Origin of the sequence: Escherichia sp. MOD1-EC6819, assembly GCF_002965765.1 — a bacterium.
GTDB lineage: Bacteria > Pseudomonadota > Gammaproteobacteria > Enterobacterales > Enterobacteriaceae > Escherichia > Escherichia ruysiae.
In genome coordinates, this window is record NZ_PTRG01000003.1 from 243,128 (window position 1) to 268,426 (window position 25,299).

A 25,299-nucleotide genomic window follows, 5' to 3' on the forward strand; every position below is an offset into this window, starting at 1 on the left:
GGATCAAAGTGAACATCACGAAACCTCTTACAATGGCGCATCACCTTCGGCATAAAAGGAAAAGAAGATGCCCACTTCTCATGAAATGGCACTGCAACAACGTTGCCAGCAAATTGTCACCAGTCCGGTACTTAGCCCGGAGCAGAAGCGCCATTTTCTGGCGCTGGAAGCAGAAAACAATCTGCCTTACCCACAGCTTCCTGCCGAAGCCCGCCGCGCGCTGGATGAAGGCGTAATCTGCGATATGTTTGAAGGTCATGCGCCGTACAAACCGCGCTATGTCTTACCCGATTACGCCCGTTTTCTGGCGAACGGTTCTGAATGGCTGGAGCTGGAAGGCGCGAAAGATCTTGATGATGCGCTCTCCCTGCTGACCATTCTTTATCACCATGTCCCGTCAGTCACATCAATGCCGGTCTACCTGGGGCAACTGGATGCGTTGTTGCAACCGTATGTTAAAATTCTAACACAAGACGAAATCGATATTCGAATAAAACGTTTCTGGCGTTATCTCGACAGAACCCTGCCAGACGCTTTTATGCATGCCAATATCGGCCCGTCCGATTCCCCCATCGCCCGTGCAATTTTACGCGCAGATGCTGAGCTGAAGCAGGTTTCTCCAAATCTGACCTTTATCTACGATCCTGAAATCACCCCTGATGATCTGCTGCTGGAAGTGGCAAAAAACATTTGTGAATGTAGCAAACCGCACATCGCCAACGGTCCGGTGCATGATAAAATTTTCACAAAAGGGGGCTACGGGATCGTGAGCTGTTACAACTCACTGCCGCTGGCTGGTGGTGGCAGCACGCTAGTACGCCTTAACCTGAAAGCCATTGCAGAGCGCAGTGAATCGCTGGATGACTTCTTTACGCGCACTCTACCGCACTACTGCCAGCAGCAGATCGCCATCATCGATGCGCGATGTGAATTTCTCTATCAACAATCACACTTCTTTGAGAATAGCTTCCTGGTCAAAGAAGGGTTGATTGATCCTGAACGTTTTGTGCCGATGTTTGGCATGTACGGGCTGGCGGAAGCGGTTAACTTGCTGTGCGAGAAAGAAGGGATTGCCGCGCGCTACGGTAAAGAAGCCGCCGCAAATGAAGTCGGTTATCGCATCAGCGTGCAACTGGCGGAGTTTGTCGCCAATACTCCCGTGAAATATGGCTGGCAAAAACGCGCCATGTTACACGCACAGTCGGGGATCAGTTCCGATATCGGCACCACGCCGGGGGCGCGATTGCCGTATGGCGATGAGCCAGATCCAATCACCCATCTGCAAACCGTCGCCCCGCATCATGCATATTATTACTCTGGGATCAGCGACATTCTGACGCTAGACGAAACCATCAAGCGTAATCCACAGGCGCTGGTACAGCTTTGCCTCGGTGCCTTTAAAGCCGGAATGCGTGAATTTACCGCCAATGTCAGCGGTAACGATCTGGTTCGCGTTACCGGTTATATGGTGCGTTTGTCGGATTTAGAAAAATATCGTGCCGAAGGTTCACGTACCAACACAACATGGCTGGGCGAAGAAGCTGCACGTAACACTCGTATTCTGGAACGCCAGCCGCGCGTGATAAGCCATGAACAGCAGATGCGCTTTAGTCAGTAAGATTATCCCCTTCTCCTGCGTTGACGGGCCAGGCAGTCGTCTGGCTCTGTTTTTACAAGGCTGCAATCTGCGCTGCAAAAACTGTCACAATCCGTGGACGATGGGACGCTGTAATAATTGCGCGGAATGCGTGCCACAGTGTCCGCATCAGGCGTTGCAGATTGTTGACAGCAAAGTGGTGTGGAACGTTGCAGTCTGCGAGCAGTGCGATACCTGCCTGAAGATGTGCCCGCAGAATGCCACGCCGATGGCGCAAACCATGAGCGTGGACGAGGTGCTTAGTCATATCCGCAAAGCGGTGTTGTTTATTGAAGGGATAACGGTGAGCGGTGGCGAAGCCACGACCCAACTGCCGTTTGTGGTGGCGCTGTTTACTGCTATCAAAAATGATCCACAATTGCGCCATCTCACCTGTCTGGTGGACAGCAACGGCATGTTGAGCGAAACCGGCTGGGAAAAATTGCTTCCGGTGTGCGACGGCGCAATGCTCGATCTCAAAGCGTGGGGGAGCGAATGTCATCAACAGTTAACCGGACGCGATAATCAACAGATTAAGCGCAGCATCAGTTTGCTTGCAGAGCGCGGCAAGCTGGCAGAACTGCGTTTACTGGTAATCCCCAATCAGGTGGATTATTTGCAACACATTGAAGAACTGGCGGCGTTTATCAAGGGACTTGGCGATGTTCCGGTACGCTTGAACGCGTTTCATGCCCACGGCGTGTATGGCGAAGCGCAAAGCTGGGCGAGCGCCACACCGGAAGACGTTGAGCAGTTGGCTGGTGCGTTACGGGAGCGCGGGGTAAGTCGATTGATATTTCCGGCGCTGTATTTGTGACATGCCAGAGATGTCGCAAAACTCAACATCAAGCACAATCAGTCCCCTCGCCCCTCTGGGGAGAGGGTTAGGGTGAGGGGAACAAGCAGCACCATTGTTCACTTACGGACGGCCTTACCAGCCATCGGGCACGTTAAACACCGCATACGTGTTATTAAGCAACACGTCGGCAATCTCATCTGCGGGTTCCGGGCGTAACTCGCACAGTACGGCAAATACCCGGGCAGCCTGCTCCGGGCGGTTGGGCTGCCCCTGAAAACCATTTAGCGGCATATCCGGCGCGTCGGTTTCCAGCAACAACGACGCCAGCGGTAATTTTGCGATGACATCGCGGGTTTTACTGGCGCGCGGATAGGTGATAGTTCCACCAACGCCAATTTTGTAGCCCAGTTGCACAAACCGCTCGGCCTGTTGCTGGCTGCCAGAAAAACCATGAACCACGCCAGCACGCGGCAAATTGTGGCGTTTAAGATGCATCGCCAGTTTGTCATGCGTGCGCCGTGAATGAAGGATCACCGGCAGATCGTAGCGTTTCGCCAGCTTAAGTTGTTCGTCGAGTAACCACTGCTGGCGATCAAATTGTGGATCGTCGCCAAAGAGATCCAGGCCTACCTCCCCTACCGCCACCACCTTCGGCGAGCGCCTTTCCAGTGCCTGCTGTAACTGCTCCAGCGACGCATCGCAATGTTTTTCCAACATCCCCGGATGCAACCCTAAGGCGGCATACAGCGGTTGATAATTTTCCGCTAACGCCTGCACGCGGGCAAAATTTGCCGCCTCAGTTGCCGGTACAATGATCTTGCCTACGCCCGCTTGTGCCGCGCGTTGCAGGCTGGCCTCTTCATCACCGCTAAACGGCGGAAAATCAAAATGGCAGTGGGTGTCGATAAAACGGCAAATCAAGCCAGATCCTCGTTGTTAAATGTCGGGTCATTCGCCTGCGGGGCGTCTATCACCTCGGTAACCAGCGTATCGTTGGCGACTGGCGCTGGCGGAATGACGATCGGTTCCGGCATCGCCACAGGCACCAGATGGCGAGTGAACGGTGCTTTTTCGGTTAGCATTTTACCGACCGTGGCCAGGAAATAGCGACCGCATAAACGCCCAAGTTTATAGTCATCACGTAGCGCCGGAAGCCGACTGCCAAGCGCGATGCTATGCAGCGGCTTCGGCGGATAAATTTCGAAAATGCGTAGCTTGCCTGGCGGTTTCTCAATAAATTGCTGGATGGCGCGATAGCTGGTTTCATGATGCTGCACCAGATTGACCAGCGGTTGTAGGCTACTGTCTCCCAGCCAGCGTTCCATGCGTTTGAACCACTGCGGCGTGTAGTACATTTGCGACGGCACGGTGCGGATTACCACCAGCGTTTTCGCCCCCTGTCTTGCCGCTTCTTTAACCGGAATCGCATCGCTGACGCCACCATCAAAATAGTTAATCCCATCAAGTGAAACCCCGGTGCGATAAAAACCTGGAATAGCACTGGAGGCGCGAATCAAATCCAGCCAGTTTTGTTTGGTTGGTAAAAAGTAATTTGGTGTGTAGTCATCCTGACGACAGGCACACATATAAAACGATTTGCCGCTATCGAACAACCGCGCGGCGGTATCCATCTGCAACGGCATCTGGCGTGCAGTCGCTTCCACCAGCCAGTCGAGATCGATAAGATTTCCTCCACGGACAAAGCGCACTGGATCGAAAAATTCGCGCTTTGTGGTATAGCGCATGATAACTTTACGCGCGTAACCGGGCTGATTACAAATATACGCCGAAAGGTTCTGCGCCCCGGCGGACGTGCCAAAATAGAGATCGAAAGGATTAAACTGCGCGCGCATAAACTCATCCAGCACGCCAGCCGTAAAGATTCCACGCTGCCCGCCGCCTTCGCACACCAACGCAATTCGTCCAGGCTGGAACGGCCTTAGCGACAACGGCGCAATATTACCAAGCGTTACAGGTATTCGCTGCCCCACCTCTGCCTTCCTGTTTTTGTTGTGAAAGAATGACAAAGTAACGCAATTTATTATTCGCTAAAACCGCAAAAGCCAGTCCGCTGGACTGGCTTTGTATAAAATTTTCTTAATCGTCTGAAATCTAGGGTCGTTTTCGGCCCATGAACAAACTCACCAGGAACAGAATAATCCCGACGACAAAGACAATTTTTGCAGCACCCGCTGCAGTACCGGCCAGACCACCAAACCCAAGAGCGGCGGCGATTAACGCGATAACCAGAAATATGATGCCCCAACGAAACATAAGCCTCTCCTTTACCATAGTTAATGTCACCGCTTGATATTCACTCAATGCGATATTTTTAGTGTGGTGCACATCGCGCCTCCCGACAAAGTTCGGGAGGACGAATTACGACGAATTACTTAGTTTTCAGATCATTTTTAACGCTTTTCACACCATCTACCGCTTTGGCGATACTTTCAGCACGGTCGCTTTGTGCCTGAGAATCTACGGTTCCGGAGAGCTGAACCACGCCATCGGTGGTTTCAACTTTCACTTTACGTGAAGGAACAATGTCGTCCGCCAGCAGTTTGGCTTTGATTTCACTGGTGGTGGCGGTGTCACCGGCGTAACCCTTCACGGAGCTTTCTTTAGCGTCGCGAACGTGCAGTTTGTCGCTGACGGAGGTCACGCCTTCAACGCCTTTCGCCACTTTCACTGCCTCTTCGGCCTGTGCCTGGCTTTCAACAAATCCGCTTAAAGTCACGACTTTTTGATCGGTTTTGACAGAGATATCAGTGCTCTTGATATTTTCATGATCCACCAGAGCCGCCTTCACTTTCGCTGTGATGGCGCTGTCATCCATGAAATTACCGACTTTATTCATAGAGCTATCGACTTTTTGCCCTGCGCTTTCATTGGTGGTCTGCGCGTTGTTTTCCGCGTAGGCAGAACCGGTCGCGACGGCAGAGGTCAGCATTACAGCCAGCAGAGTTTTCGAAATCTTCAGTCTTGTCATAGTCATCGATTTATTCCTGTATATTTGCTCGTAATTTGAGCCAGGCAACACGAGGTTGCATTGCTGAATAGGGAGAGACTTCACCCTCGACAGAAGTCAATGGTCGCCATCACAAAAGCGATAGGTGATGAATAACGACCGTTACAACTTCTTAATCAGTTATTAATATCAATCGAATGACAGTTAACGGTTTTAAATACTGTTACCTACTCACATAACGGTATTTAAAGCCGACACAAATGTCATTGCTTTGTTAAATATAGATCACAATTTTGAAACCGCCCGCCATATCGGCTAAAAAGCGAGCAAACATAAGCGAAAGCGAATGTTTTAAGAACATTCCGCAAGCGGCTAATAAGGAAGGGAAATTGACAGGGCGCAGCGGCTGCCGCGCCCTGGAGGCAAGAATTAATGCTCGCGGGTCTGGTGGAATTGAACGTCCGGATAACGCTCTTGCGCTAAGCGTAGGTTAACCATGCTGGTGGCGATGTAAGCGAGGTTATCGCCGCCATCGAGCGCCAGTTGACCTTCGTTCTTACGCTTGAACTCTTCGAATTTCTTTGCGTCCGCGCATTCTACCCAGCGGGCGGTGGCAACGTTGACTGACTCATACACTGCTTCAACGTTGTATTCGCTCTTCAGGCGCGATACCACCACATCAAACTGCAGCACACCAACCGCACCGACGATCAGGTCGTTATTGGAGATCGGACGGAACACTTGCACTGCGCCCTCTTCAGAAAGCTGTACCAGCCCTTTGAGCAGCTGTTTTTGCTTCAGCGGATCTTTCAGGCGGATACGACGGAACAGTTCCGGTGCGAAGTTCGGAATACCGGTGAACTTCATCATCTCACCCTGGGTAAAGGTGTCGCCGATCTGAATGGTGCCGTGGTTGTGCAGACCGAGGATATCGCCCGGATAAGCCTCTTCAACGTGCGAACGGTCACCCGCCATAAAGGTTAGCGCGTCGGAGATCACCACATCTTTCGCGGTGCGCACCTGGCGCAGCTTCATGCCTTTTTCATATTTACCGGATACCACGCGCATAAACGCCACACGGTCACGGTGTTTCGGGTCCATGTTGGCCTGAATTTTAAATACGAAGCCGGTAAATTTGTCTTCGCTCGCTTCTACGGTACGGGTGTCAGTCTGACGCGGCATCGGTGCAGGCGCCCACTCCACCAGACCATCCAGCATATGATCGACGCCGAAGTTACCCAGCGCAGTACCGAAGAATACCGGAGTAATTTCGCCCGCAAGGAACAATTCTTTGTCGAACTCGTTAGAGGCGCCTTTCACCAGCTCCAGTTCGTCACGCAGCTGCTGTGCCAGATCTTCACCGACCGCAGTGTCGAGATCCGGGTTGTTCAGCCCTTTAACGATACGCACTTCCTGAATGGTGTGGCCTTTACCGCTCTGGTAGAGATAGGTTTCATCTTTATAAAGGTGGTAAACGCCTTTAAACAGCTTGCCGCAGCCAATCGGCCAGGTGATCGGCGCACAGCCGATTTTCAGCTCGTTCTCAACTTCATCGAGCAATTCCATCGGGTCGCGGATATCACGGTCAAGTTTGTTCATAAAGGTGAGGATCGGCGTATCGCGCAGACGGGTAACTTCCATCAGCTTGCGGGTACGATCTTCAACACCTTTTGCAGCGTCGATAACCATCAGGCAGCAGTCCACCGCCGTCAGGGTACGATAGGTATCTTCCGAGAAGTCTTCGTGCCCCGGGGTGTCAAGCAGGTTAACCAGGCAGTCGTGATACGGAAACTGCATCACAGACGTGGTAATGGAGATCCCACGCTGCTTTTCCATCTCCATCCAGTCCGACTTAGCGTGCTGGTTGGAACCACGGCCTTTTACTGTACCGGCGGTCTGAATGGCCTGTCCGAACAGCAGCACCTTCTCGGTGATGGTGGTTTTACCGGCGTCCGGGTGAGAAATTATGGCAAAGGTGCGGCGCTTCGCCACCTCTTGCAAATAAGGAGACAACGTCATAATTCTTTCTTCTTGAGTAAGCGGCATCGCGCCGCGCTTGTTGAAAACGAAAAATTGCGGCTATTTTACCCATCAACGGGGGGGAGGCAATCAGTGTTTACACAGGAGTTGCTCCAGTTCGTGCAACGAAGAAACGGTCCAGGTGGGCGCAATGCCTTCTGGTTGCTCGCGATTGTGCGCATTCAGCCAGCAGGTAGCAAGCCCGGCGTTGATGCCACCGAGAATATCGGACTCAGCAGTGTCACCAACCATTAGCACGCGTGAACGGTCAGGATTGCCCGCCTGTTCCAGCGCATAATCGAAAATTTTCTTATTCGGTTTGGCAACGCCAACTTCTTCGGAAATCACCAGCAAATCGAAATAATCACGCAAACCCGTTCGTTCCAGACGCACTTGCTGCAAGGCACTAAAACCGTTGGTGATGATGCCGATTTTGGCATTGCCGCGAATGGCGTTAAGCAGGGAAACCGCGCCAGGCAGCGGTGTGCAGATTTCCGCCATCGCATTAATAAAGGCAGCGTTGAGTTTACCCGGCTCGACGTTCAGCCGTTCGGCCCAGCTTTCAAAACGCCCGTGCTGGAGCTGTAATGAAGTGATCGCGCCGTTTTGATAATCCACCCACAGTGGTTTGTTAACGGCCTGATAGTCCTGAAAATCTTCAGCGGTAAAGGTGACGCTGTAGTCAAGGAACATCCGCTGCAGGCCGGTGAACGAGTCAAAAGTAAACAGCGTTTCATCGGCATCAAAGAAAATCCAGTCCCACTTCATTATTCCACCTTGTCTTACATACTGATTGGCAACGCCATGATGATGGCGTCTTCGCGACCGTCCGTGGTGGGGTAGTAATTGCGGCGAATTGTCGCCTCGTTAAAGCCTAAACTTTCGTACAGAGCAATGGCAGCGGCGTTAGAGGCGCGGACTTCCAGCCATAGCGTCGCCACGCCGCGTTTTTCCAGCTCGTCGATCAGATGTTCCAGCAACGCCCTTCCCAGTCCCTGACGCTGATAGTCGGGATCGACCGCAATATTGAACAATGTAGCTTCATCCAGCACCACTTGCGTAATCGCAAACGCAGCCATTTTGCCGTCTTGTGTCAACTGAAAGTTGAGATAGCGTTCGCCCTGGTTGCTGGCAAAGGTTTTTTCACTCCACGGAAAGGCGTGGGCGCGTTGTTCAATGTGGAAAGCCGCAGGTAAATCAGTCGTTTCGAGGGAAGAAATCGTGTTCATATGTGCAAATTTGTTGCCATAACGCGGCGCGTGCCGTTGGGTTTGCCCGTAATTCGGTGAGCGCCGGTGATGTCACCTGAGCGCCCTCCAGTGACAGCGGTTCGTCAGTACCCAACCGCCAACTGTTGCATCGACTGCCTTGCGGCAGCATCGCGATCCTATCTGGCGTCAGTTGCAGCACCTGATCGGGGCTGACGGTTAATGCGCGCAGAACATCGCTCACCAGAGGATCGGTCAGGGCGGGAAGATCGTTTGCCACCATCACCAGACGGACGTGTGCCGGGATCGCAATGGCAATCTCCCCCTGCAACGCGCCAGGGCGACGCAGCGACCACTGGGTAATGCCCAGCTGCTGTAACTGCCAGTCTCGTCGGGATGTCATAGCGAATCGCTCCTGTTGTCAGGGGCGCAAATATAGCAAATTCGTCGATACCGCGCCAACATATGGCTATAATCGCCGCCAGTATCAATTGAGGAGCATTCCATGTCTGCATTTACCCCGGCAAGTGAAGTCTTGCTGCGCCACAGTGATGATTTCGAACAAAGCCGTATTCTGTTTGCCGGTGACTTACAGGATGACCTGCCCGCGCGTTTAGATACCGCGACCAGTCGTGCTCATACCCAGCAATTCCACCACTGGCAGGTGTTAAGCCGCCAGATGGGTGATAACGCCCGTTTTAGTCTGGTCGCCACGGCGGATGACATCGCAGATTGCGATACGCTGATTTACTACTGGCCGAAGAACAAACCGGAAGCTCAGTTCCAGTTGATGAATTTACTTTCTCTGCTGCCAGTGGGCACTGACATTTTCGTCGTTGGCGAAAACCGTAGCGGCGTGCGCAGCGCCGAGCAAATGCTGGCAGATTATGCGCCATTGAATAAGGTAGACAGCGCCCGTCGCTGCGGCCTCTATTTTGGTCGTCTGGAAAAACAGCCGGTATTTGATGCCGATAAATTCTGGGGCGAATACAGCGTCGATGGCCTGACGGTCAAAACGCTGCCTGGCGTGTTTAGCCGCGACGGTCTGGATGTCGGTAGCCAGTTGCTGCTCTCGACGTTAACCCCGCACACGAAAGGTAAAGTGCTGGATGTTGGCTGCGGTGCGGGCGTGCTTTCAGTTGCCTTTGCGCGCCATTCACCGAAGATTCGCCTCACTCTGTGCGATGTTTCTGCACCAGCGGTAGAAGCCAGCCGCGCAACGCTTGCTGCTAACGGTGTTGAAGGTGAAGTCTTTGCCAGCAACGTCTTTTCTGAGGTGAAAGGTCGTTTTGATATGATCATCTCCAACCCGCCGTTCCACGATGGGATGCAAACCAGCCTGGATGCCGCGCAAACGCTGATTCGCGGCGCGGTGCGTCATCTTAATAGCGGCGGCGAGCTGCGAATTGTAGCGAACGCCTTCCTGCCTTATCCGGACGTGCTGGATGAGACATTTGGCTTCCACGAAGTTATCGCGCAAACCGGGCGTTTCAAGGTGTATCGCGCCATTATGACCCGCCAGGCGAAGAAAGGTTAAGTCTCTCGCCGCAAGCCTTGTTGGATGCGGCGTGAACGCCTTATCCAACCTACAAAAACTGCACATTAGCCCTTCATAGGCCAGATAAGACGCGCCAGCGTCGCATCTGGCATCTGCACCCACATACCATGTCGGATGCGGCGTGAACGCCTTATCCGACATACAAAACCTGCACGTTAGCCTCCTGATGACCATTTTTCCAGCAATTACACATCAGGCGATAATTAACTATTGACGAAAAGCTGAAAACCACTAGAATGCGCCTCCGTGGTAGCAATTCTTTTTAAGAATTGATGGTATGCGAAGGTGGCGGAATTGGTAGACGCGCTAGCTTCAGGTGTTAGTGTCCTTACGGACGTGGGGGTTCAAGTCCCCCCCCTCGCACCAAAAACCACGTTGATATTGCTCGCACTGGGCGAAGGTGGCGGAATTGGTAGACGCGCTAGCTTCAGGTGTTAGTGTTCTTACGGACGTGGGGGTTCAAGTCCCCCCCCTCGCACCAAACGAGGCGATATCAAAAAAGTAAGATGACTGTGCGAAGGTGGCGGAATTGGTAGACGCGCTAGCTTCAGGTGTTAGTGTCCTTACGGACGTGGGGGTTCAAGTCCCCCCCCTCGCACCAATTATCTTTACTTCCTCTCTTGTTTCTTCCCTGCTTTTTCATCCCTGATTCCACTTTATTATCATTAACATGACGCCAGAAATAAGCGCCAGGCACGATGGTAGTAAAACGTAATGCCGTAACTGTTTGTGATATAGCATCAGCGGCGTCAACACTAATCCCATCAGAATGACAATCCGCCACTGATCCGGCGATAAATCCGCATACGTCATCCCTGCAATCAGCAATCCCGGCAGCAACACTCCCCAACCACTGCCCAGCATACGTTGCAACATGGTTTAATCTCTCAAAGCGATAATGATAACCAATATCATATGATAATTTTTATCATTTGCAAGCCAGAGAAATCCCTTGCTATCGGGCAAACCTATCGCTAGGATTAGCAATCATTATCATTTAGATTACTATCACGATTATGGCCTATCGTTCTGCACCGCTCTATGAAGATGTTATCTGGCGAACGCATCTCCAGCCGCAGGATGCTGGGCTTGCGGAATCAGTACGGGCGACGATCGCCGAACATCGTGAACATTTGCTGGAGTTTATCCGTCTGGATGAACCCGCCCCGCTTAACGCCATGACACTGGCGCAATGGTCATCACTGAATGCGCTACGTTCTCTACTGGCGGTCTATTCCGATCATATCTACCGTAATCAACCGATGATGATCCGTGAGAACAAACCGCTGATCTCACTCTGGGCGCAATGGTATATCGGCCTGATGGTGCCACCCTTAATGCTGGCGCTGCTGACGCAGGAAAAAGCGTTAGACCTTTCCCCAGAACATTTCCACGTTGAGTTTCACGAAACCGGGCGCGCAGCCTGTTTCTGGGTCGATGTATGTGAAGATAAAAACGCAACAACGCATTCTCCACAACAACGAATGGAAACGTTAATCAGCCAGGCGCTTGTCCCGGTAGTGCAGGCATTAGAAGCAACTGGAGAGATCAACGGCAAACTCATCTGGAGTAATACCGGTTATTTGATCAACTGGTATCTGACAGAGATGAAGCAGTTGCTCGGCGAGGCAGCGGTTGAATCGCTGCGTCATGCCCTGTTTTTTGAGAAAACGCTCACTACAGGTGAAGATAATCCACTCTGGCGTACAGTAGTGCTACGCGATGGTCTGCTGGTACGCCGTACCTGCTGCCAGCGTTATCGCCTACCGGATGTGCAGCAATGTGGTGACTGTACGCTGAAATAAAAACTTTGCCGGGACGATAACCCGGCATTAAGCATATTAAAAGGGATGCAACACGTTACTTGTTTCGCAATGCCGCATACATAACAGAATATCTGCGGCCTCCAACAACCCCGCATCAGAACTGACGCCCAGTTTCGACATCACATTAAATTTATGCGCCCGGATCGTTTTAATATTGCGTTTAAGCTGCTCGGCAATTTGTGTCATTGAGTAGCCACGCGACATAAAACGCAATATTTCTCTCTCCGTTGGGCTTAACGTCCGGCTTTGGTTAATGTACCACTGATTATTCAGCCGATCGGTCGCCTGACGCACACCATTTAATGACAGAAACAACTCCTGATGAAAAACTTCCAGCGTCGATGCTTTACTTAATACTCCGTCCAGCGGAGATGGAGATAATGAACCGATCAACCGTGCTTCAATATCATCATCTGCAATAACCAAACGTCGGGTACGCGGAAATTTAATCGCCAGCTCAGTCAGGCAAGATAATCCTTCTCTGCGCTCACTTCTCATGGCAGAAAAAGAAAAAATGACCGCCGCGAACGAGATCCGCGACATTGCATTCTGAAACGACTCCTGACTGGTATAGGTGTGGAGCTTATAAGGGTTACCCGCAAACTTTCTGAATAAACTCTCAATACCGATACTGCTCATGACGCATTTTTCTACGAGTGCGACATTTCTCTTCTTAATTCGGCTGTGTTCCATTCTGCGGCATCTCCATAAACAGAAGGCAAGTTAAGTTCTCTTGCACCCTGTGCGCTATTTATCCATGCATACATCTCAGCATTGCTGTGAATTGCCAGCCGACGCATCGCACTGTTTTTTTGTGCGCTGATAGTTTTATTACTTTTCTTGAGCAATGAAGCTATCTGGTTAATGCCCCATCCTTTGCCTAACAGCCGCAGTACCTTACGCTCTGAAAGCGTCAGAACGACGGTGCGATAGCTAAAATCCTGAGTTTCAGCCATTGTCGGAGAGGTCAGCATCGCGCTGATACGATCCGCATACGCATTACCGGAACGAACTGTTTTAACCAGATTCTCAATGGGTTCAATATCCGACAGTAACGTCGCTGTTGGACACATTAGCAGTTCTACTGCCGGGGAGTACCAGGCACGCGAAACCATGAAAACCCAATGTATTTCCCGGTATTGTGAGATCAATGAATAGTAATGTTCACAAACGGAACGCGGGTCTTCCGTTTCGCCGGATAAATCGGCAACCACTAACCCAGCACGACGTAATTGTAATAAGGTTAACTCCTCCGCAGAGGCGCTACTCGTTATTTCATATTCAGGTAGATGGGTCCTCATGACCTCTTTTAATCCTGCCTGCATAACGGGTATTTTACTGATAACAATTCCATTTTTGCAGCATCCTGGCAACATATATCCTCCATATCCACTCTCTATAAATCATGATGGTTAATTCAGAATATTCATCCCCTAAATTAATCCAACAAATTAATAGCTCTAGCGAATAAATTATCCTTAGCATTCACTTCCATATCAGTTTACCCCTGACACACCAAAAATCCTTTGTATGTTTCAGGAGGCTAGCATCAAATAATAACCTGGTAAAATACCTCTGACACATTTAAAATATCTAAATTATGTTGTTAGAAATACTTAATCAAAAACCACAAATCCAATCAGTTTACGATATCATTCAAAATAATGGTCAAAGGCGAAACTCAAGACCTTTAGACCGAAAGAGCAACAAAAAAATCAATAAAAACTGAAAGATATTTCTTATCCAGATTCGAAAAATTGATTTTCCCTGCTATTAGCCAAACGAGTAAAAACAAAACTATAAATTCATTTCAGTGATAATATTCATGAGGATATTTATTTGACCTCTGACGCAGATCGCTTCCTGTCGCCATAACCAGAATTAATCAGCGCAATTTTGATCTTAACCAACCCCAAAACAACCGCGCTTCATGATACAAATGGGGTCTCATTATTTGAACAATACGCAGCGCGTCTATGACAAAGGGCGAGTTATGCAAACTGAGCAACAGCGAGCCGTAACACGGTTATGTATCCAGTGCGGATTATTTCTTTTGCAGCACGGGGCGGAAAGCGCACTGGTGGATGAGCTTTCTTCAAGACTTGGGCGCGCGCTGGGGATGGACTGCGTTGAAAGCTCCATCTCTTCCAACGCAATTGTGCTAACCACCATTAAAGATGGTCAATGTTTAACCTCGACACGTAAAAATCAGGATCGCGGCATTAATATGCATGTGGTTACTGAAGTACAACACATTGTGATTCTGGCGGAACACAAATTGCTGGATTACAAAGGTGTGGAGAAGCGTTTTAGCCAAATACATCCTCTGCGCTATCCGCGTTGGCTGGTAGCCTTGATGGTAGGACTTTCTTGCGCCTGTTTCTGCAAACTGAATAACGGTGGCTGGGACGGCGCGCTGATTACGTTCTTCGCCAGCATGATTGCTATGTACATCCGCCAACTGCTGGCACAACGCCATCTTCACCCACAGATAAACTTTTGCATTACCGCATTTGCCGCCACCACGATTTCCGGCCTCCTTTTACAACTTCCGACATTCAGTCATACGCCTACCATCGCGATGGCGGCCAGCGTTCTATTGCTGGTGCCGGGCTTTCCGTTGATTAATGCCGTCGCCGATATGTTTAAAGGCCACATCAATACCGGGCTGGCACGCTGGGCGATTGCCAGCCTGTTGACGTTGGCTACCTGCGTTGGCGTGGTGATGGCACTGACGATTTGGGGGCTACGTGGATGGGTATAATCGAATTTCTCATAGCGTTGGTGCAGGATATGCTCCTCGCGGCAATTCCTGCCGTCGGATTTGCGATGGTATTCAACGTTCCGGTTCGGGCATTACGCTGGTGTGCGCTGCTTGGCGCGATTGGTCATGGTTCACGAATGATCTTAATGACTACCGGGCTGAATATTGAGTGGTCAACCTTTATGGCCTCTATGCTGGTCGGCACCATTGGAATTCAATGGTCGCGCTGGTACCTGGCGCATCCAAAAGTCTTTACCGTGGCGGCCGTTATCCCTATGTTCCCTGGCATCTCTGCTTATACAGCAATGATTTCAGCTGTAAAAATCAGTCAGTTAGGTTACAGCGAGCCGTTGATGATTACCCTGTTAACCAACTTTCTTACGGCGTCATCAATTGTTGGAGCATTATCCATCGGCCTTTCCATTCCTGGATTATGGTTGTACCGCAAGCGCCCTCGCGTATAAAATTGCCTCGCTTAAAGCACACGGATGAGAGACCGCCTCCTTTCATCCGTGTGTTACTATAAAAGTAATCTCCCTTCTCGTTCATCGTTCCATATTGAGAAACAGTATGTCTTCCAGAGTTTTGACCCCGGACGTCGTTGGTATTGACGCCCTGGTACACGATCACCAGACCGTTCTGGCAAAAGCTGAAGGCGGAATGGTTGCCGTATTTGCTAACAACGCTCCGGCGTTTTATGCCGTCACGCCCGCGCGTCTTGCTGAACTGCTGGCGCTGGAAGAAAAGCTGGCACGTCCGGGAAGCGATATCGCTCTGGACGATCAACTCTATCAGGAACCGCAAACTGCCCCCGTTGCCGTACCGATGGGGAAATTTGCCATGTACCCAGACTGGCGACCCGATGCCGACTTTACCCGCCAGGCCGCGTTATGGGGCGTGGCACTAAGAGAACCCGCTACCGCCGAAGAACTGGCCTCATTCATTGCCTACTGGCAGGCGGAAGGTAAAGTTTTTCACCATGTGCAGTGGCAGCAAAAACTGGCGCGCAGTCTGCAAATTGGCCGCGCCAGCAACGGCGGACTAGCCAAACGAGATGTGAACACGGTCAGCGAACCTGACAGCCAAATTCCACCAGGATTCAGAGGGTAACGATGAAAAACGTTGGCGACCTGATGCAACGCCTGCAAAAAATGATGCCTGCCCATATCAAACCCGCCTTCAAAACGGGTGAAGAACTTCTGGCGTGGCAGAAAGAACAAGGGGCGCTCCGCTCCGCCGCTCTGGAGCGCGAGAATCGGGCGATGAAAATGCAGCGCACCTTTAACCGCTCCGGCATTCGTCCGCTGCATCAGAACTGTTCCTTTGAGAACTATCGTGTTGAATGCGAAGGGCAGATGAATGCGTTGAGCAAAGCGCGTCAATATGTCGAAGAGTTCGACGGCAACATCGCCAGCTTTATCTTTTCTGGCAAGCCGGGCACCGGTAAAAACCATCTGGCGGCGGCAATCTGCAACGAACTACTGCTGCGCGGCAAATCGGTATTGATTATTACTGTTGCCGATATTATGTCGGCGATGAAAGATACCTTCAGAAATAGCGGCGTCAGTGAAGAACAACTGCTCAACGATCTGAGCAACGTTGATCTATTGGTGATCGACGAGATCGGCGTGCAGACCGAATCTAAATACGAAAAAGTGATCATCAATCAGATCGTCGATCGTCGTTCTTCTTCCAAGCGCCCAACCGGAATGCTGACGAACAGCAATATGGAAGAAATGACGAAGTTGCTGGGCGAGCGTGTTATGGATCGTATGCGCCTGGGTAACAGTCTGTGGGTGATCTTCAACTGGGACAGTTATCGTAGTCGGGTAACGGGTAAAGAGTATTAATCCCCATTCCCGGCGTTATACTGCGACACAATTCCACCTTGAGTAATGATGATGAAAACTGTTAAACACCTTCTGTGCTGTGCAATTACCGCCAGCGCATTAATTTCCACCGGGGTAAATGCCGCTTCCTGGAAAGATGCGCTCTCCAGTGCCGCCAGCGAGTTAAGCAATCAAAACAGCACTACACAGGAAGGCGGCTGGTCGCTCGCTTCATTAACTAACCTGCTTAGTAGCGGCAACCAGGCATTAAGCGCAGATAACATGAACAATGCCGCAGGCATTCTGCAATACTGCGCGAAGCAAAAGCTGGCTTCGGTGACCGATGCAGAAAACATCAAAAACCAGGTGCTGGAAAAGTTAGGTCTGAACAGCGAAGAGCAGAAAGAAGACACCAACTATCTGGACGGTATTCAGGGTTTGCTGAAAACCAAAGATGGCCAGCAGCTTAATCTGGATAACATCGGTACGACTCCGCTGGCGGAGAAAGTGAAAACCAAAGCCTGCGATCTGGTATTAAAGCAAGGTCTGAACTTTATCTCTTGATCCGCATAACGCCGCGTTTTAGCTGTTAATCGGCTGGCGCGGCAATCCCCTTCTCTTTTTCCCGCTTCTGACGCTTTCATCCCCTGCTATGCGGGAAACAACCCCGATCAAAAAAGTCTGTTTATAAACTAATTCCTAACAACATCGCATTTTTTTGACACTAGAATTGCAGCAATATGGCAGCGCCATTACATTGTGTTTCTCAAAAAATCTTAAGCATCGGCTACACAGCCTGGTTTAGTGAGGATCGCCCGTTGTCAGAACTACTCTCATTTGCCTTGTTTCTCGCCTCTGTGCTGATCTACGCATGGAAAGCGGGACGTAACACCTGGTGGTTTGCCGCCACATTAACGGTGCTAGGGCTATTTGTCGTTTTAAATATCACCCTTTTTGCCAGTGACTACTTTACTGGCGATGGCATTAACGACGCGGTTCTCTATACCTTAACCAACAGCCTGACCGGTGCAGGCGTCAGCAAATATATCCTGCCAGGTATTGGCATTGTACTGGCACTGGCAGTCGTTTTCGGTGCACTGGGCTGGATCCTGCGCCGCCGCCGTCATCATCCGCACCATTTTGGTTACAGCCTTTTGGCGCTCTTGCTGGCACTGGCTTCTGTCGATGCCAGCCCGGCGTTTCGTCAGATAACGGAACTGGTGAAATCACAGTCACGCGACGGCGATCCGGACTTTGCGGCTTATTATAAAGAACCGTCGAAAACCATTCCTGACCCGAAACTCAACCTGGTTTATATCTACGGAGAAAGCCTCGAGCGCACCTATTTTGACAACGATGCTTTCCCGGATCTCACGCCTGAATTGGGCGCGCTGAAAAATGAAAGTCTGGATTTCAGCCACACGCAGCAGTTGCCGGGAACGGACTACACGATTGCGGGCATGGTGGCTTCCCAGTGTGGCATTCCGCTTTTTGCTCCATTTGAAGGCAACGCTTCTGCATCCGTTTCCAGCTTCTTCCCGCAGAACATCTGTCTGGGCGATATTCTGAAAAACTCGGGTTATCAGAACTATTTCGTACAGGGAGCCAATCTGCGTTTTGCTGGTAAAGATGTGTTCCTGAAATCACACGGTTTCGACCATTTGTACGGCTCGGAAGAGCTGAAAAGCGTGGTCGCAGACCCACATTATCGCAACGACTGGGGATTCTACGACGATACCGTGCTGGATGAAGCATGGAAAAAATTTGAGGAGCTGTCTCGCTCCGGTCAACGGTTCTCACTGTTTACCCTGACGGTCGATACCCATCACCCGGATGGTTTCATCTCTCGTACCTGTAATCGCAAAAAATATGATTTTGACGGTAAACCGAACCAGTCATTCAGCGCGGTAAGTTGCAGCCAGGAGAACATTGCGGCGTTTATCAATAAAATCAAAGCCTCTCCGTGGTTTAAAGATACCGTCATTGTCGTCTCTTCCGACCATCTGGCGATGAACAACACGGCATGGAAATACCTCAATAAGCAGGATCGCAATAACCTGTTTTTTGTCATCCGTGGCGACAAACCGCAGCAAGAGACGCTGGCGGTGAAGCGCAACACGATGGATAACGGCGCTACGGTACTGGATATCCTTGGTGGTGATAATTTTATCGGCCTCGGACGCAGTAGCCTTTCTGGTCAGTCAATGTCAGAAGTGTTCCTCAACATGAAAGAGAAGGTACTGGCGTGGAAACCGGATATCATTCGTCTGTGGAAATTCCCCACCGAGATAAAAGAATTTACCATCAATCAGAATAAAAACATGATCGCCTTCTCAGGTAGTCATTTCCGTTTGCCGCTGCTGTTGCGGGTTTCAGACAAACGAGTGGAACCACTGCCAGAAAGTGAATACTCCGCGCCACTGCGTTTCCAACTGGCCGATTTCGCCCCACGTGATAATTTCATCTGGGTTGACCGCTGCTACAAAATGGGGCAGTTGTGGGCGCCGGAACTGGCGCTTTCTACCGACTGGTGTGTTTCACAGGGGCAACTTGGCGGGAAACAAACAGTGCAACATGTCGATAAGCCAGAATGGAAAGGTAAAACGGCATTTAAGGACACGGTCATCGACATGGAACGCTACAAAGGCAATGTCGATACACTGAAGATTGTCGATAACGATATTCGCTACAAAGCAGACAGTTTCATCTTTAACGTCGCGGGTGCGCCGGAAGAGGTAAAACAGTTTAGCGGGATTTCCCGTCCGGAGTCGTGGGGTCGCTGGTCCAACGCACAGCTTGGCGATGAAGTGAAAATCGAGTACAAGCATCCGCTGCCGAAGAAATTTGATCTGGTGATTACCGCCAAAGCCTACGGTAATAACGCCAGCCGCCCCATTCCGGTACGCGTTGGCAATGAAGAACAAACCATCGTGCTGGGCAACGAAGTAACCACCACTACGCTGCATTTCGAGAACCCAACCGATGCCGACACCCTGGTGATTGTGCCGCCGGAACCCGTCGCAACCAACGAAGGGAATATTCTCGGTCACTCGCCGCGTAAACTCGGTATCGGGATGGTGGAAATTAAAGTGGTGGAGCGAGAAGGGTAATCACTGACTGATTTACAGGTCGGATAAGACGCGTAAACGTCTTATCCGACCAACAAAACATTATTGATAAATAAAAATAGTGTCCAACACTGCATAGCCACTTTACCAGTCACTCATTCTCAGAAAGTAACCACGCCCTTAATCAACTCACGATTGTTAATCACATCGCGCTCATAGGTTTCTGCCAGCGTGGCGAACGGATAGCGATGGGTTAACATCATGTCAGCAGTGATTTTCCCTTCCGCCATCAGCCGCCAGACTTTCGCAAAATCTTCCGGCGTAGCGTTACGGCTACCCATTATTGTGGTCTCTTTTTTGTGGAATTCTGGATCAGAGATTTGCAAATCGCCTTTAAACAGGCCGACAAAGACTACCGTGCCACCGTGGCGAATCAGATTAACAGTGTTATTCATCGCATGTTGATTACCTGTCGCGTCGATCACTTTCTGCGCCAGAGAGCCGCCAAATTGCGCACGTAGTTGGTCATCAAAATCTTCTGCGAACGGATCAAGCACGGGCAGCTCCAGACGCCTTATCACATGCTCACGCCGCGCCGGACTGGTATCCACCACCACCACATGTGCGCCATCAACTTTAGCGATTGCCGCAGCTCCCAAACCGATTGGCCCCGCCCCGACCACCAGCACTTGCTCACCAGGCGCAACTGCCGCGCGACGTACCGCATGAGCACTAATGGCGAAGGGTTCAATCAACGCTGCCGCCTGCGGGTCAATGCCATCTGCGGGCAAAATGTTCGCCTCTGGCACGCTTAAATACTCACTAAAACCGCCATCCTGATGAACGCCAATGACCGAAATGCTTTCACAGCAGTTGGTGCGACCACTTTTACACGCCGGGCATTTCTGGCAGGCAATATAAGGGATCACGGCAACTTGCTGACCATTTTTGAGATCAGCAATATCTTTACCTAATTCAACAATCTCGCCACATATTTCATGGCCTAACACACGTGGATAACTAAAAAATGGTTGATTCCCACCCCAGGCATGAATATCAGTACCACAAATTCCGACAGACTTAATCTTTATCAATACTTCATCACCACCGGGAATAGGCATTTCATATTGTTTCCAGACTAATTCTTTCGGTTTCTGGCAAATTAATGTATTTATCTTAGGCATAATTCTGCTCTCCATTTTTTGTTATCTTAGATATCAATGGAAATGAAAAATGCCAGTGAAATAGAAAATCTATTTTGTGAAAATACACGCATAAAAATGTTTTAAATCGGGTTTTAATAGCGCGACAAGGAGAAAAATATGAGTCGCTCACAAAATTTACGCCATAATGTAGTTAACCAGTTTATTGATGAGATGGTATGTGGTCATATCCCTTCCCCACTCCCATCGCAAAGCTCACTAGCGGAAATGTACAACGTCAGTCGCACCACGGTGCGTCATGTTCTCAGCCACTTACGCGAATGCGGTGTCCTGACGCAGGTCGGAAATGACCACGTCATCACGCGTAAACCTGATCACAACGACGGTTTTGCCTGTCCCGCAGCTTCGATAAGTGAGCAGGATAAAGTATTTGAGCAGTTTTTTTTCACGATGATAAATCAGCGTCAGTTGTTGCCTGGTGAAACTTTTTCTGAGCTGCAACTGGCGCGAGCGGCAGGTGTCAGCTCGATTACCGCAAGAAAATATCTTTTAAAATTATGGTGCTACAACCTCACCCAAAGCGAAAAACGCGGTCAGTGGAGGATAAAGCATTTCGATCAATCCTACGCCGAGCAGCTTTTTGAACTGCGCGAAATGTTGGAAACGCGCTCAATCCAGCGTTTTCTCACTCTGCCTGATAATGATCCGCGCTGGTTTCAGGTGAAAACCATGCTCGAACGCCACCGAATGCTGCGTGACAACATCGGCAGTAATTTCCACACCTTCTCGCAACTGGACAGAGAGTTCCATGCCTTATTGCTTTCAGCCACTGACAATATCTTTTTCAATCAATCCATTGATATTATCTCCGTCATCTTCCACTTCCACTATCAATGGGACGAAAACGATCGCAGGCAGCGCAATATTATTGCCATAGATGAGCATATGACTATTCTCAGTGCTTTGGTTTGCCGCAGCTATGTGGATGCAACGCTTGCACTACGTAACCATTTGAATTCAGCTAAACAAGCGATGATTCGTTCCATCAAGAAGAACAAGCGGTACGTTTATTAAATACAGATTAAAAACAGCAAACTATTAGATTGTGCACGGTTTTATCAAAATATAAACGCCCGAAATTTCCGGCTTACCTATGCTCGCAACCAGTCGACTATAAATGTTTTTTTGTGAGCGGTAGTGAAATCCTAAAAATTTCATCTGCCATTAATATTAACCCTGCGCAATACATAATTACGCAATAATTAAAATATTATAAATACAGGAGTTCGGCGTGGAAAAAGAAAATATTACCCTCGATCCGCATTCGTCCTTTCGCTCATCGTCGTCGGTAGATATCCCCGTGCCACCAAATGGATTAATTCAACGTAGTCCCCGAATTAAACACATTCAAACCACCGCCATGTTGTTATTATTTATTGCTGCGGTAATAAATTTTCTCGATCGCAGTTCGCTGTCGGTAGCAAATGTAACTATTCGTGGAGAGCTGGGGTTAAACGCCACCGAGATGGGCGCTTTACTCTCCGTGTTCTCGCTCTCTTATGGGATTGCGCAATTGCCCGCAGGCATACTGCTGGACCGCAAAGGCCCACGCCTGATGCTGGGGCTAGGGATGATCGTCTGGTCGCTGTTCCAGGCAATGTCTGGCATGGTGCACAGCCTGGCGCAGTTCGTGCTGATGCGCATAGGTATGGGGATCGGTGAGGCTCCCATGAACCCGTGCGGTGTTAAAGTGATTAACGACTGGTACAACATCAAAGAACGTGGACGCCCGATGGGCTTTTTCAACGCGGCCTCCGTCATTGGTATTGCCATAAGCCCGCCGATTCTGGCGGCGATAATGCTGGCCATCGGCTGGCGTGGGATGTTTATAACCATCGGCTTACTGGGCATTTTTCTCGCCATCGCCTGGTTTATGTTCTATCGCAACCGCGAGCAGGTGGTGCTGACCGCCGCTGAACAAACCTATCTCAACGCCGGTAGCGTCAATACCCGCCGCGACCCACTCACTTTTGCCGAATGGCGCAGCCTGTTTCGTAACCGCACAATGTGGGGAATGATGCTCGGTTTCAGTGGTATGAACTATGCGGGGTGGTTGTACATTGCCTGGTTGCCAGGTTACCTGCAAACAGTCTATCACCTGGATTTAAAAAGCACGGGCTTGATGGCAGCAATACCTTTCCTGTTTGGTGGGATCGGGATGCTACTCAACGGATATGTGACCGACTGGCTGGTCAAAGGCGGGATGAAGCCGATTAAGAACCGTAAGCTCTGTATTGTTACCGGGATGTTCATTTCAGCCGCCTTTACTCTGGTAGTACCACAAGCGACAACCCCCATGAGTGCGGTTCTGCTGATTGGCATGGCGCTGTTCTGCCTTCACTTTGCTGGAACCTCCTGCTGGGGGCTGGTTCACGTAGCGGTCGCTTCTCGCATGGCTGCGTCAGTGGGCAGTATCCAGAACTTTGCCAGCTTCATGTGTGCCTCATTAGCACCGATTATTACCGGTTTTATTGTCGATACCACTCACTCATTCCGTCTGGCGCTGCTCATCTGCGGTTGCGTCACCGCAGCAGGCGCGCTGGCGTACATCTTCATGGTACATCAACCCATTAGCGATCCGCATAAAGAGTAATCTCCCCTTGCCCGATAAGTCATCGCTTATCGGGCATTTTTTGTGGCAATTAAAACGTTTCCCAGTTATCCCCGCCATCAGCCACTACCGCTTTACGCGGCACAACCGGCGTCACCGTTTTTACCGCCAACGCTTCGCGCTGACGCTGTTGCTCTTGCTGAATACGAAATACAGCCACAGCTTCAGTCAGGCGGCTGGCCTGCTCTTCCAGCGCGGCAGCAGCAGCGGCTGACTCTTCCACCAGCGCAGCGTTCTGTTGCGTTACCCGGTCCATCTCAACAACCGCTAAACCAACCTGATCGATACCGCGACTCTGCTCATCAGAAGCGGAGGCAATTTCGCCCATGATATCGGTCACGCGGGTCACGGCGCTGACAATCTCCGCCATAGTTTCCCCGGCGCTTTCGACGAGTGTCGATCCGACATCCACTTTGCCAACCGAATCTTCAATCAGACTTTTAATTTCACGCGCCGCCTGGGCGCTACGCTGAGCCAGATTACGCACTTCTCCCGCGACCACCGCAAAACCACGCCCTTGTTCACCCGCACGCGCTGCTTCGACCGCCGCATTCAAGGCCAGAATATTAGTCTGGAAAGCAATGCCGTCGATAACGCTGATAATATCGGCGATTTTCTGCGAACTGGTAGAGATATCGCGCATAGTTTGTACCACGCTATCGACCACATTACCGCCACGTTGTGCCGTTTCGGAAGCACTTAACGCCAGATGGCTTGCCTGTCGCGCGTTCTCGGCATTCTGTTTCACTGTCGCAGTCAATTGCTCCATGCTGGCTGCCGTCTCTTCTAACGAAGCGGCTTGCTGCTCAGTGCGTGAAGAGAGATCGTTATTACCGGTAGCGATTTCGCTGGCTCCGCTATAGATGGCATTTGCACCATTACGCACATCACCCACGGTACGTACCAGTTCACTTTGCATATGGCGCAAACTCTCTGCCAGTTGCCCCACTTCATTGGAGCCATCTACCTCGATCGGTTTCACCAGATCGCCGCCAGCAATATGACGAATGTTGTCGATCAGGCGATTCATCGGCGCTACCAGCGACGTTTTAATACCAAACCAGACGACGAAGATGACCGCCAGTACGACGATCAGAACACCCGCCAGCACCCACATTGCCTGGTTAAAGGCAGCATTATTATCAGCGACGGCGATGTCATAGAGACGATCGTTTTGCTGCATGTACGCCATATACTGCTTCTCGAAACCGTCCTGATATCCCTGAGTAGGTTGGTCAAAAAACTCGTTGATTTTGCCCGCCCCTAACAACTGGATCAGCTCCGCCAGTGCATTGTGATAGATATCGTAATTACGTTTGATCTCCGTAGCAGCCGCTGTGCTCTGATGCAAGTTACGCGGTAGTGCTTCGTAATCTGCCCAGTCTTTTTCCGCGTGTTTCAACGAAATAGTGGCACTCTGCATCAGCTCGGCGACGGTTGAACCGCTGCCAATATTGTTCTGATCCATCATGTAGCGGATACCCGCACGGTTGAGGGTGTTACGCGTCTGCAACAACGCAACCCAACTGCCATTTAGCGTAGATTGCTGCTGGCGAATGGTTTGTAAGACGGAGAGATTTTCTTTGTCCTTTTTTAAAGCGTTAAAGAACAGGCTGCCTGATGTCAGTTGCAAAAGGCCGAAAACGGCCAAAACCAGCAGTAAGCTGGTCACGATCCTGATACGTTTTAACATGGTTTCTCTTTTCCTGTTGACCGATAGCAGAATTTTCGGCCTGGAATGAGAAAACTTTATAGGTAGCGACCTGAAATTGATTAAATTTACCTCACTT

The 25,299-nt window shown here is 50.4% G+C and carries 25 protein-coding genes and 3 tRNA genes; 15 read left to right on the top strand and 13 right to left on the bottom strand.

Annotated elements, in window-relative coordinates:
* Positions 1 to 67 precede the first annotated feature (67 nt).
* Positions 68 to 1,618 (top strand): YjjI family glycine radical enzyme, encoded by a 1,551-nt coding sequence (locus tag A7Z06_RS05025; RefSeq protein WP_001143201.1) that lies wholly within the window; start codon positions 68 to 70, stop codon positions 1,616 to 1,618.
* The gene (locus tag A7Z06_RS05030; protein ID WP_001088440.1) at positions 1,590 to 2,453 is read left to right on the top strand and encodes a YjjW family glycine radical enzyme activase; all 864 of its coding nucleotides are present in this window, start codon (positions 1,590 to 1,592) and stop codon (positions 2,451 to 2,453) included. Before A7Z06_RS05025 ends, A7Z06_RS05030 begins: the two co-directional genes overlap by 29 nt.
* A 114-nt stretch (positions 2,454 to 2,567) precedes the next feature.
* Here A7Z06_RS05030 and A7Z06_RS05035 read toward each other — a convergent pair whose 3' ends face one another.
* From A7Z06_RS05035 to holD, 8 genes are all read right to left on the bottom strand, one after another.
* Positions 2,568 to 3,356: a metal-dependent hydrolase gene (locus A7Z06_RS05035; RefSeq protein ID WP_000563036.1), complete on the bottom strand. Its 789-nt coding sequence runs from the start codon at positions 3,354 to 3,356 to the stop codon at positions 2,568 to 2,570.
* Positions 3,353 to 4,426: a patatin-like phospholipase family protein gene (locus tag A7Z06_RS05040; RefSeq protein WP_010345506.1), complete on the bottom strand. Its 1,074-nt coding sequence runs from the start codon at positions 4,424 to 4,426 to the stop codon at positions 3,353 to 3,355. The genes A7Z06_RS05035 and A7Z06_RS05040 overlap by 4 nt, the downstream gene beginning before the upstream one ends.
* Positions 4,427 to 4,547: 121 nt before the next feature.
* Entirely contained in the window at positions 4,548 to 4,709 is a 162-nt protein-coding gene (locus A7Z06_RS05045) for a DUF1328 domain-containing protein (RefSeq protein ID WP_000490275.1), read from the bottom strand.
* Positions 4,710 to 4,824: 115 nt separating this feature from the next.
* Entirely contained in the window at positions 4,825 to 5,430 is a 606-nt protein-coding gene (gene osmY / locus A7Z06_RS05050; protein ID WP_032224325.1) for a molecular chaperone OsmY, read from the bottom strand.
* Between the two features lie 402 nt (positions 5,431 to 5,832).
* Positions 5,833 to 7,422, bottom strand: a complete 1,590-nt coding sequence (gene prfC, locus A7Z06_RS05055; RefSeq protein ID WP_000175955.1) for a peptide chain release factor 3 — start codon at positions 7,420 to 7,422, stop codon at positions 5,833 to 5,835.
* A gap of 90 nt (positions 7,423 to 7,512) precedes the next feature.
* A complete protein-coding gene (gene yjjG / locus A7Z06_RS05060) occupies positions 7,513 to 8,190 on the bottom strand; it encodes a pyrimidine 5'-nucleotidase (protein WP_000870704.1) in 678 nt (225 codons plus the stop codon).
* A gap of 14 nt (positions 8,191 to 8,204) precedes the next feature.
* A complete protein-coding gene (rimI, locus tag A7Z06_RS05065; RefSeq protein WP_001092448.1) occupies positions 8,205 to 8,651 on the bottom strand; it encodes a ribosomal protein S18-alanine N-acetyltransferase in 447 nt (148 codons plus the stop codon).
* Positions 8,620 to 9,033, bottom strand: a complete 414-nt coding sequence (gene holD, locus A7Z06_RS05070; RefSeq protein WP_000204010.1) for a DNA polymerase III subunit psi — start codon at positions 9,031 to 9,033, stop codon at positions 8,620 to 8,622. The genes rimI and holD overlap by 32 nt, the downstream gene beginning before the upstream one ends.
* A gap of 102 nt (positions 9,034 to 9,135) precedes the next feature.
* Here holD and rsmC point away from each other — a divergent pair, with 102 nt between their 5' ends.
* The 4 genes from rsmC to A7Z06_RS05090 all read left to right on the top strand — a co-directional run bounded on the left by rsmC (position 9,136) and on the right by A7Z06_RS05090 (position 10,789).
* Positions 9,136 to 10,167, top strand: a complete 1,032-nt coding sequence (gene rsmC / locus A7Z06_RS05075; RefSeq protein ID WP_001272352.1) for a 16S rRNA (guanine(1207)-N(2))-methyltransferase RsmC — start codon at positions 9,136 to 9,138, stop codon at positions 10,165 to 10,167.
* A gap of 300 nt (positions 10,168 to 10,467) precedes the next feature.
* A tRNA-Leu gene (locus A7Z06_RS05080) sits at positions 10,468 to 10,554 on the top strand.
* Positions 10,555 to 10,582: 28 nt separating this feature from the next.
* Positions 10,583 to 10,669: transfer RNA gene (locus A7Z06_RS05085), tRNA-Leu, on the top strand.
* 33 nt (positions 10,670 to 10,702) lie between these two features.
* Positions 10,703 to 10,789: transfer RNA gene (locus A7Z06_RS05090), tRNA-Leu, on the top strand.
* Between the two features lie 38 nt (positions 10,790 to 10,827).
* On the opposite strand, the gene A7Z06_RS05095 is transcribed toward A7Z06_RS05090, so the two are convergent.
* The gene (locus A7Z06_RS05095; protein WP_000941740.1) at positions 10,828 to 11,064 is read right to left on the bottom strand and encodes a DUF1435 domain-containing protein; all 237 of its coding nucleotides are present in this window, start codon (positions 11,062 to 11,064) and stop codon (positions 10,828 to 10,830) included.
* A 140-nt stretch (positions 11,065 to 11,204) separates the two neighbouring features.
* On the opposite strand from A7Z06_RS05095, the gene fhuF reads away from it, so the two are divergent.
* Positions 11,205 to 11,993 carry a siderophore-iron reductase FhuF gene (gene fhuF, locus A7Z06_RS05100; RefSeq protein WP_000331569.1) on the top strand — a complete coding sequence of 263 codons (789 nt, stop codon included), beginning with the start codon at positions 11,205 to 11,207 and terminating at the stop codon, positions 11,991 to 11,993.
* 36 nt (positions 11,994 to 12,029) lie between these two features.
* On the opposite strand, the gene bglJ is transcribed toward fhuF, so the two are convergent.
* The gene (gene bglJ, locus A7Z06_RS05105) at positions 12,030 to 12,707 is read right to left on the bottom strand and encodes a DNA-binding transcriptional activator BglJ (protein WP_024165170.1); all 678 of its coding nucleotides are present in this window, start codon (positions 12,705 to 12,707) and stop codon (positions 12,030 to 12,032) included.
* Positions 12,665 to 13,390 carry a helix-turn-helix domain-containing protein gene (locus tag A7Z06_RS05110; protein WP_000936647.1) on the bottom strand — a complete coding sequence of 242 codons (726 nt, stop codon included), beginning with the start codon at positions 13,388 to 13,390 and terminating at the stop codon, positions 12,665 to 12,667. The genes bglJ and A7Z06_RS05110 overlap by 43 nt, the downstream gene beginning before the upstream one ends.
* 617 nt (positions 13,391 to 14,007) lie before the next feature.
* On the opposite strand from A7Z06_RS05110, the gene A7Z06_RS05115 reads away from it, so the two are divergent.
* From A7Z06_RS05115 to opgB, 6 genes are all read left to right on the top strand, one after another.
* Complete coding sequence (locus A7Z06_RS05115; protein ID WP_010346629.1) at positions 14,008 to 14,778, top strand: threonine/serine ThrE exporter family protein; 771 nt, start codon at positions 14,008 to 14,010, stop codon at positions 14,776 to 14,778.
* On the top strand, positions 14,769 to 15,242 hold the full coding sequence (locus A7Z06_RS05120; RefSeq protein WP_000511337.1) for a threonine/serine exporter: 474 nt from the start codon (positions 14,769 to 14,771) through the stop codon (positions 15,240 to 15,242). Before A7Z06_RS05115 ends, A7Z06_RS05120 begins: the two co-directional genes overlap by 10 nt.
* Positions 15,243 to 15,348: 106 nt before the next feature.
* Entirely contained in the window at positions 15,349 to 15,888 is a 540-nt protein-coding gene (gene dnaT / locus A7Z06_RS05125) for a primosomal protein DnaT (RefSeq protein WP_010346632.1), read from the top strand.
* 2 nt (positions 15,889 to 15,890) lie between these two features.
* A complete protein-coding gene (gene dnaC, locus A7Z06_RS05130; protein ID WP_000799918.1) occupies positions 15,891 to 16,628 on the top strand; it encodes a DNA replication protein DnaC in 738 nt (245 codons plus the stop codon).
* A 48-nt stretch (positions 16,629 to 16,676) separates the two neighbouring features.
* On the top strand, positions 16,677 to 17,171 hold the full coding sequence (yjjA, locus tag A7Z06_RS05135; protein WP_077629660.1) for a DUF2501 domain-containing protein YjjA: 495 nt from the start codon (positions 16,677 to 16,679) through the stop codon (positions 17,169 to 17,171).
* A gap of 254 nt (positions 17,172 to 17,425) precedes the next feature.
* Entirely contained in the window at positions 17,426 to 19,717 is a 2,292-nt protein-coding gene (gene opgB, locus A7Z06_RS05140) for a phosphatidylglycerol--membrane-oligosaccharide glycerophosphotransferase (RefSeq protein ID WP_024212504.1), read from the top strand.
* A 119-nt stretch (positions 19,718 to 19,836) separates the two neighbouring features.
* Here opgB and A7Z06_RS05145 read toward each other — a convergent pair whose 3' ends face one another.
* The gene (locus A7Z06_RS05145) at positions 19,837 to 20,859 is read right to left on the bottom strand and encodes a zinc-binding alcohol dehydrogenase family protein (RefSeq protein WP_001124254.1); all 1,023 of its coding nucleotides are present in this window, start codon (positions 20,857 to 20,859) and stop codon (positions 19,837 to 19,839) included.
* 138 nt (positions 20,860 to 20,997) lie between these two features.
* Between A7Z06_RS05145 and A7Z06_RS05150 the strand changes: the two genes are divergently transcribed.
* Positions 20,998 to 21,912 carry a GntR family transcriptional regulator gene (locus A7Z06_RS05150; protein WP_000091591.1) on the top strand — a complete coding sequence of 305 codons (915 nt, stop codon included), beginning with the start codon at positions 20,998 to 21,000 and terminating at the stop codon, positions 21,910 to 21,912.
* Positions 21,913 to 22,129: 217 nt separating this feature from the next.
* A complete protein-coding gene (locus tag A7Z06_RS05155; RefSeq protein WP_085460289.1) occupies positions 22,130 to 23,491 on the top strand; it encodes an MFS transporter in 1,362 nt (453 codons plus the stop codon).
* Between the two features lie 49 nt (positions 23,492 to 23,540).
* Here the strand turns inward: A7Z06_RS05155 and tsr are convergent, their stop codons facing one another.
* On the bottom strand, positions 23,541 to 25,202 hold the full coding sequence (gene tsr / locus A7Z06_RS05160; RefSeq protein ID WP_000919636.1) for a methyl-accepting chemotaxis protein: 1,662 nt from the start codon (positions 25,200 to 25,202) through the stop codon (positions 23,541 to 23,543).
* Positions 25,203 to 25,299 lie beyond the last annotated feature (97 nt).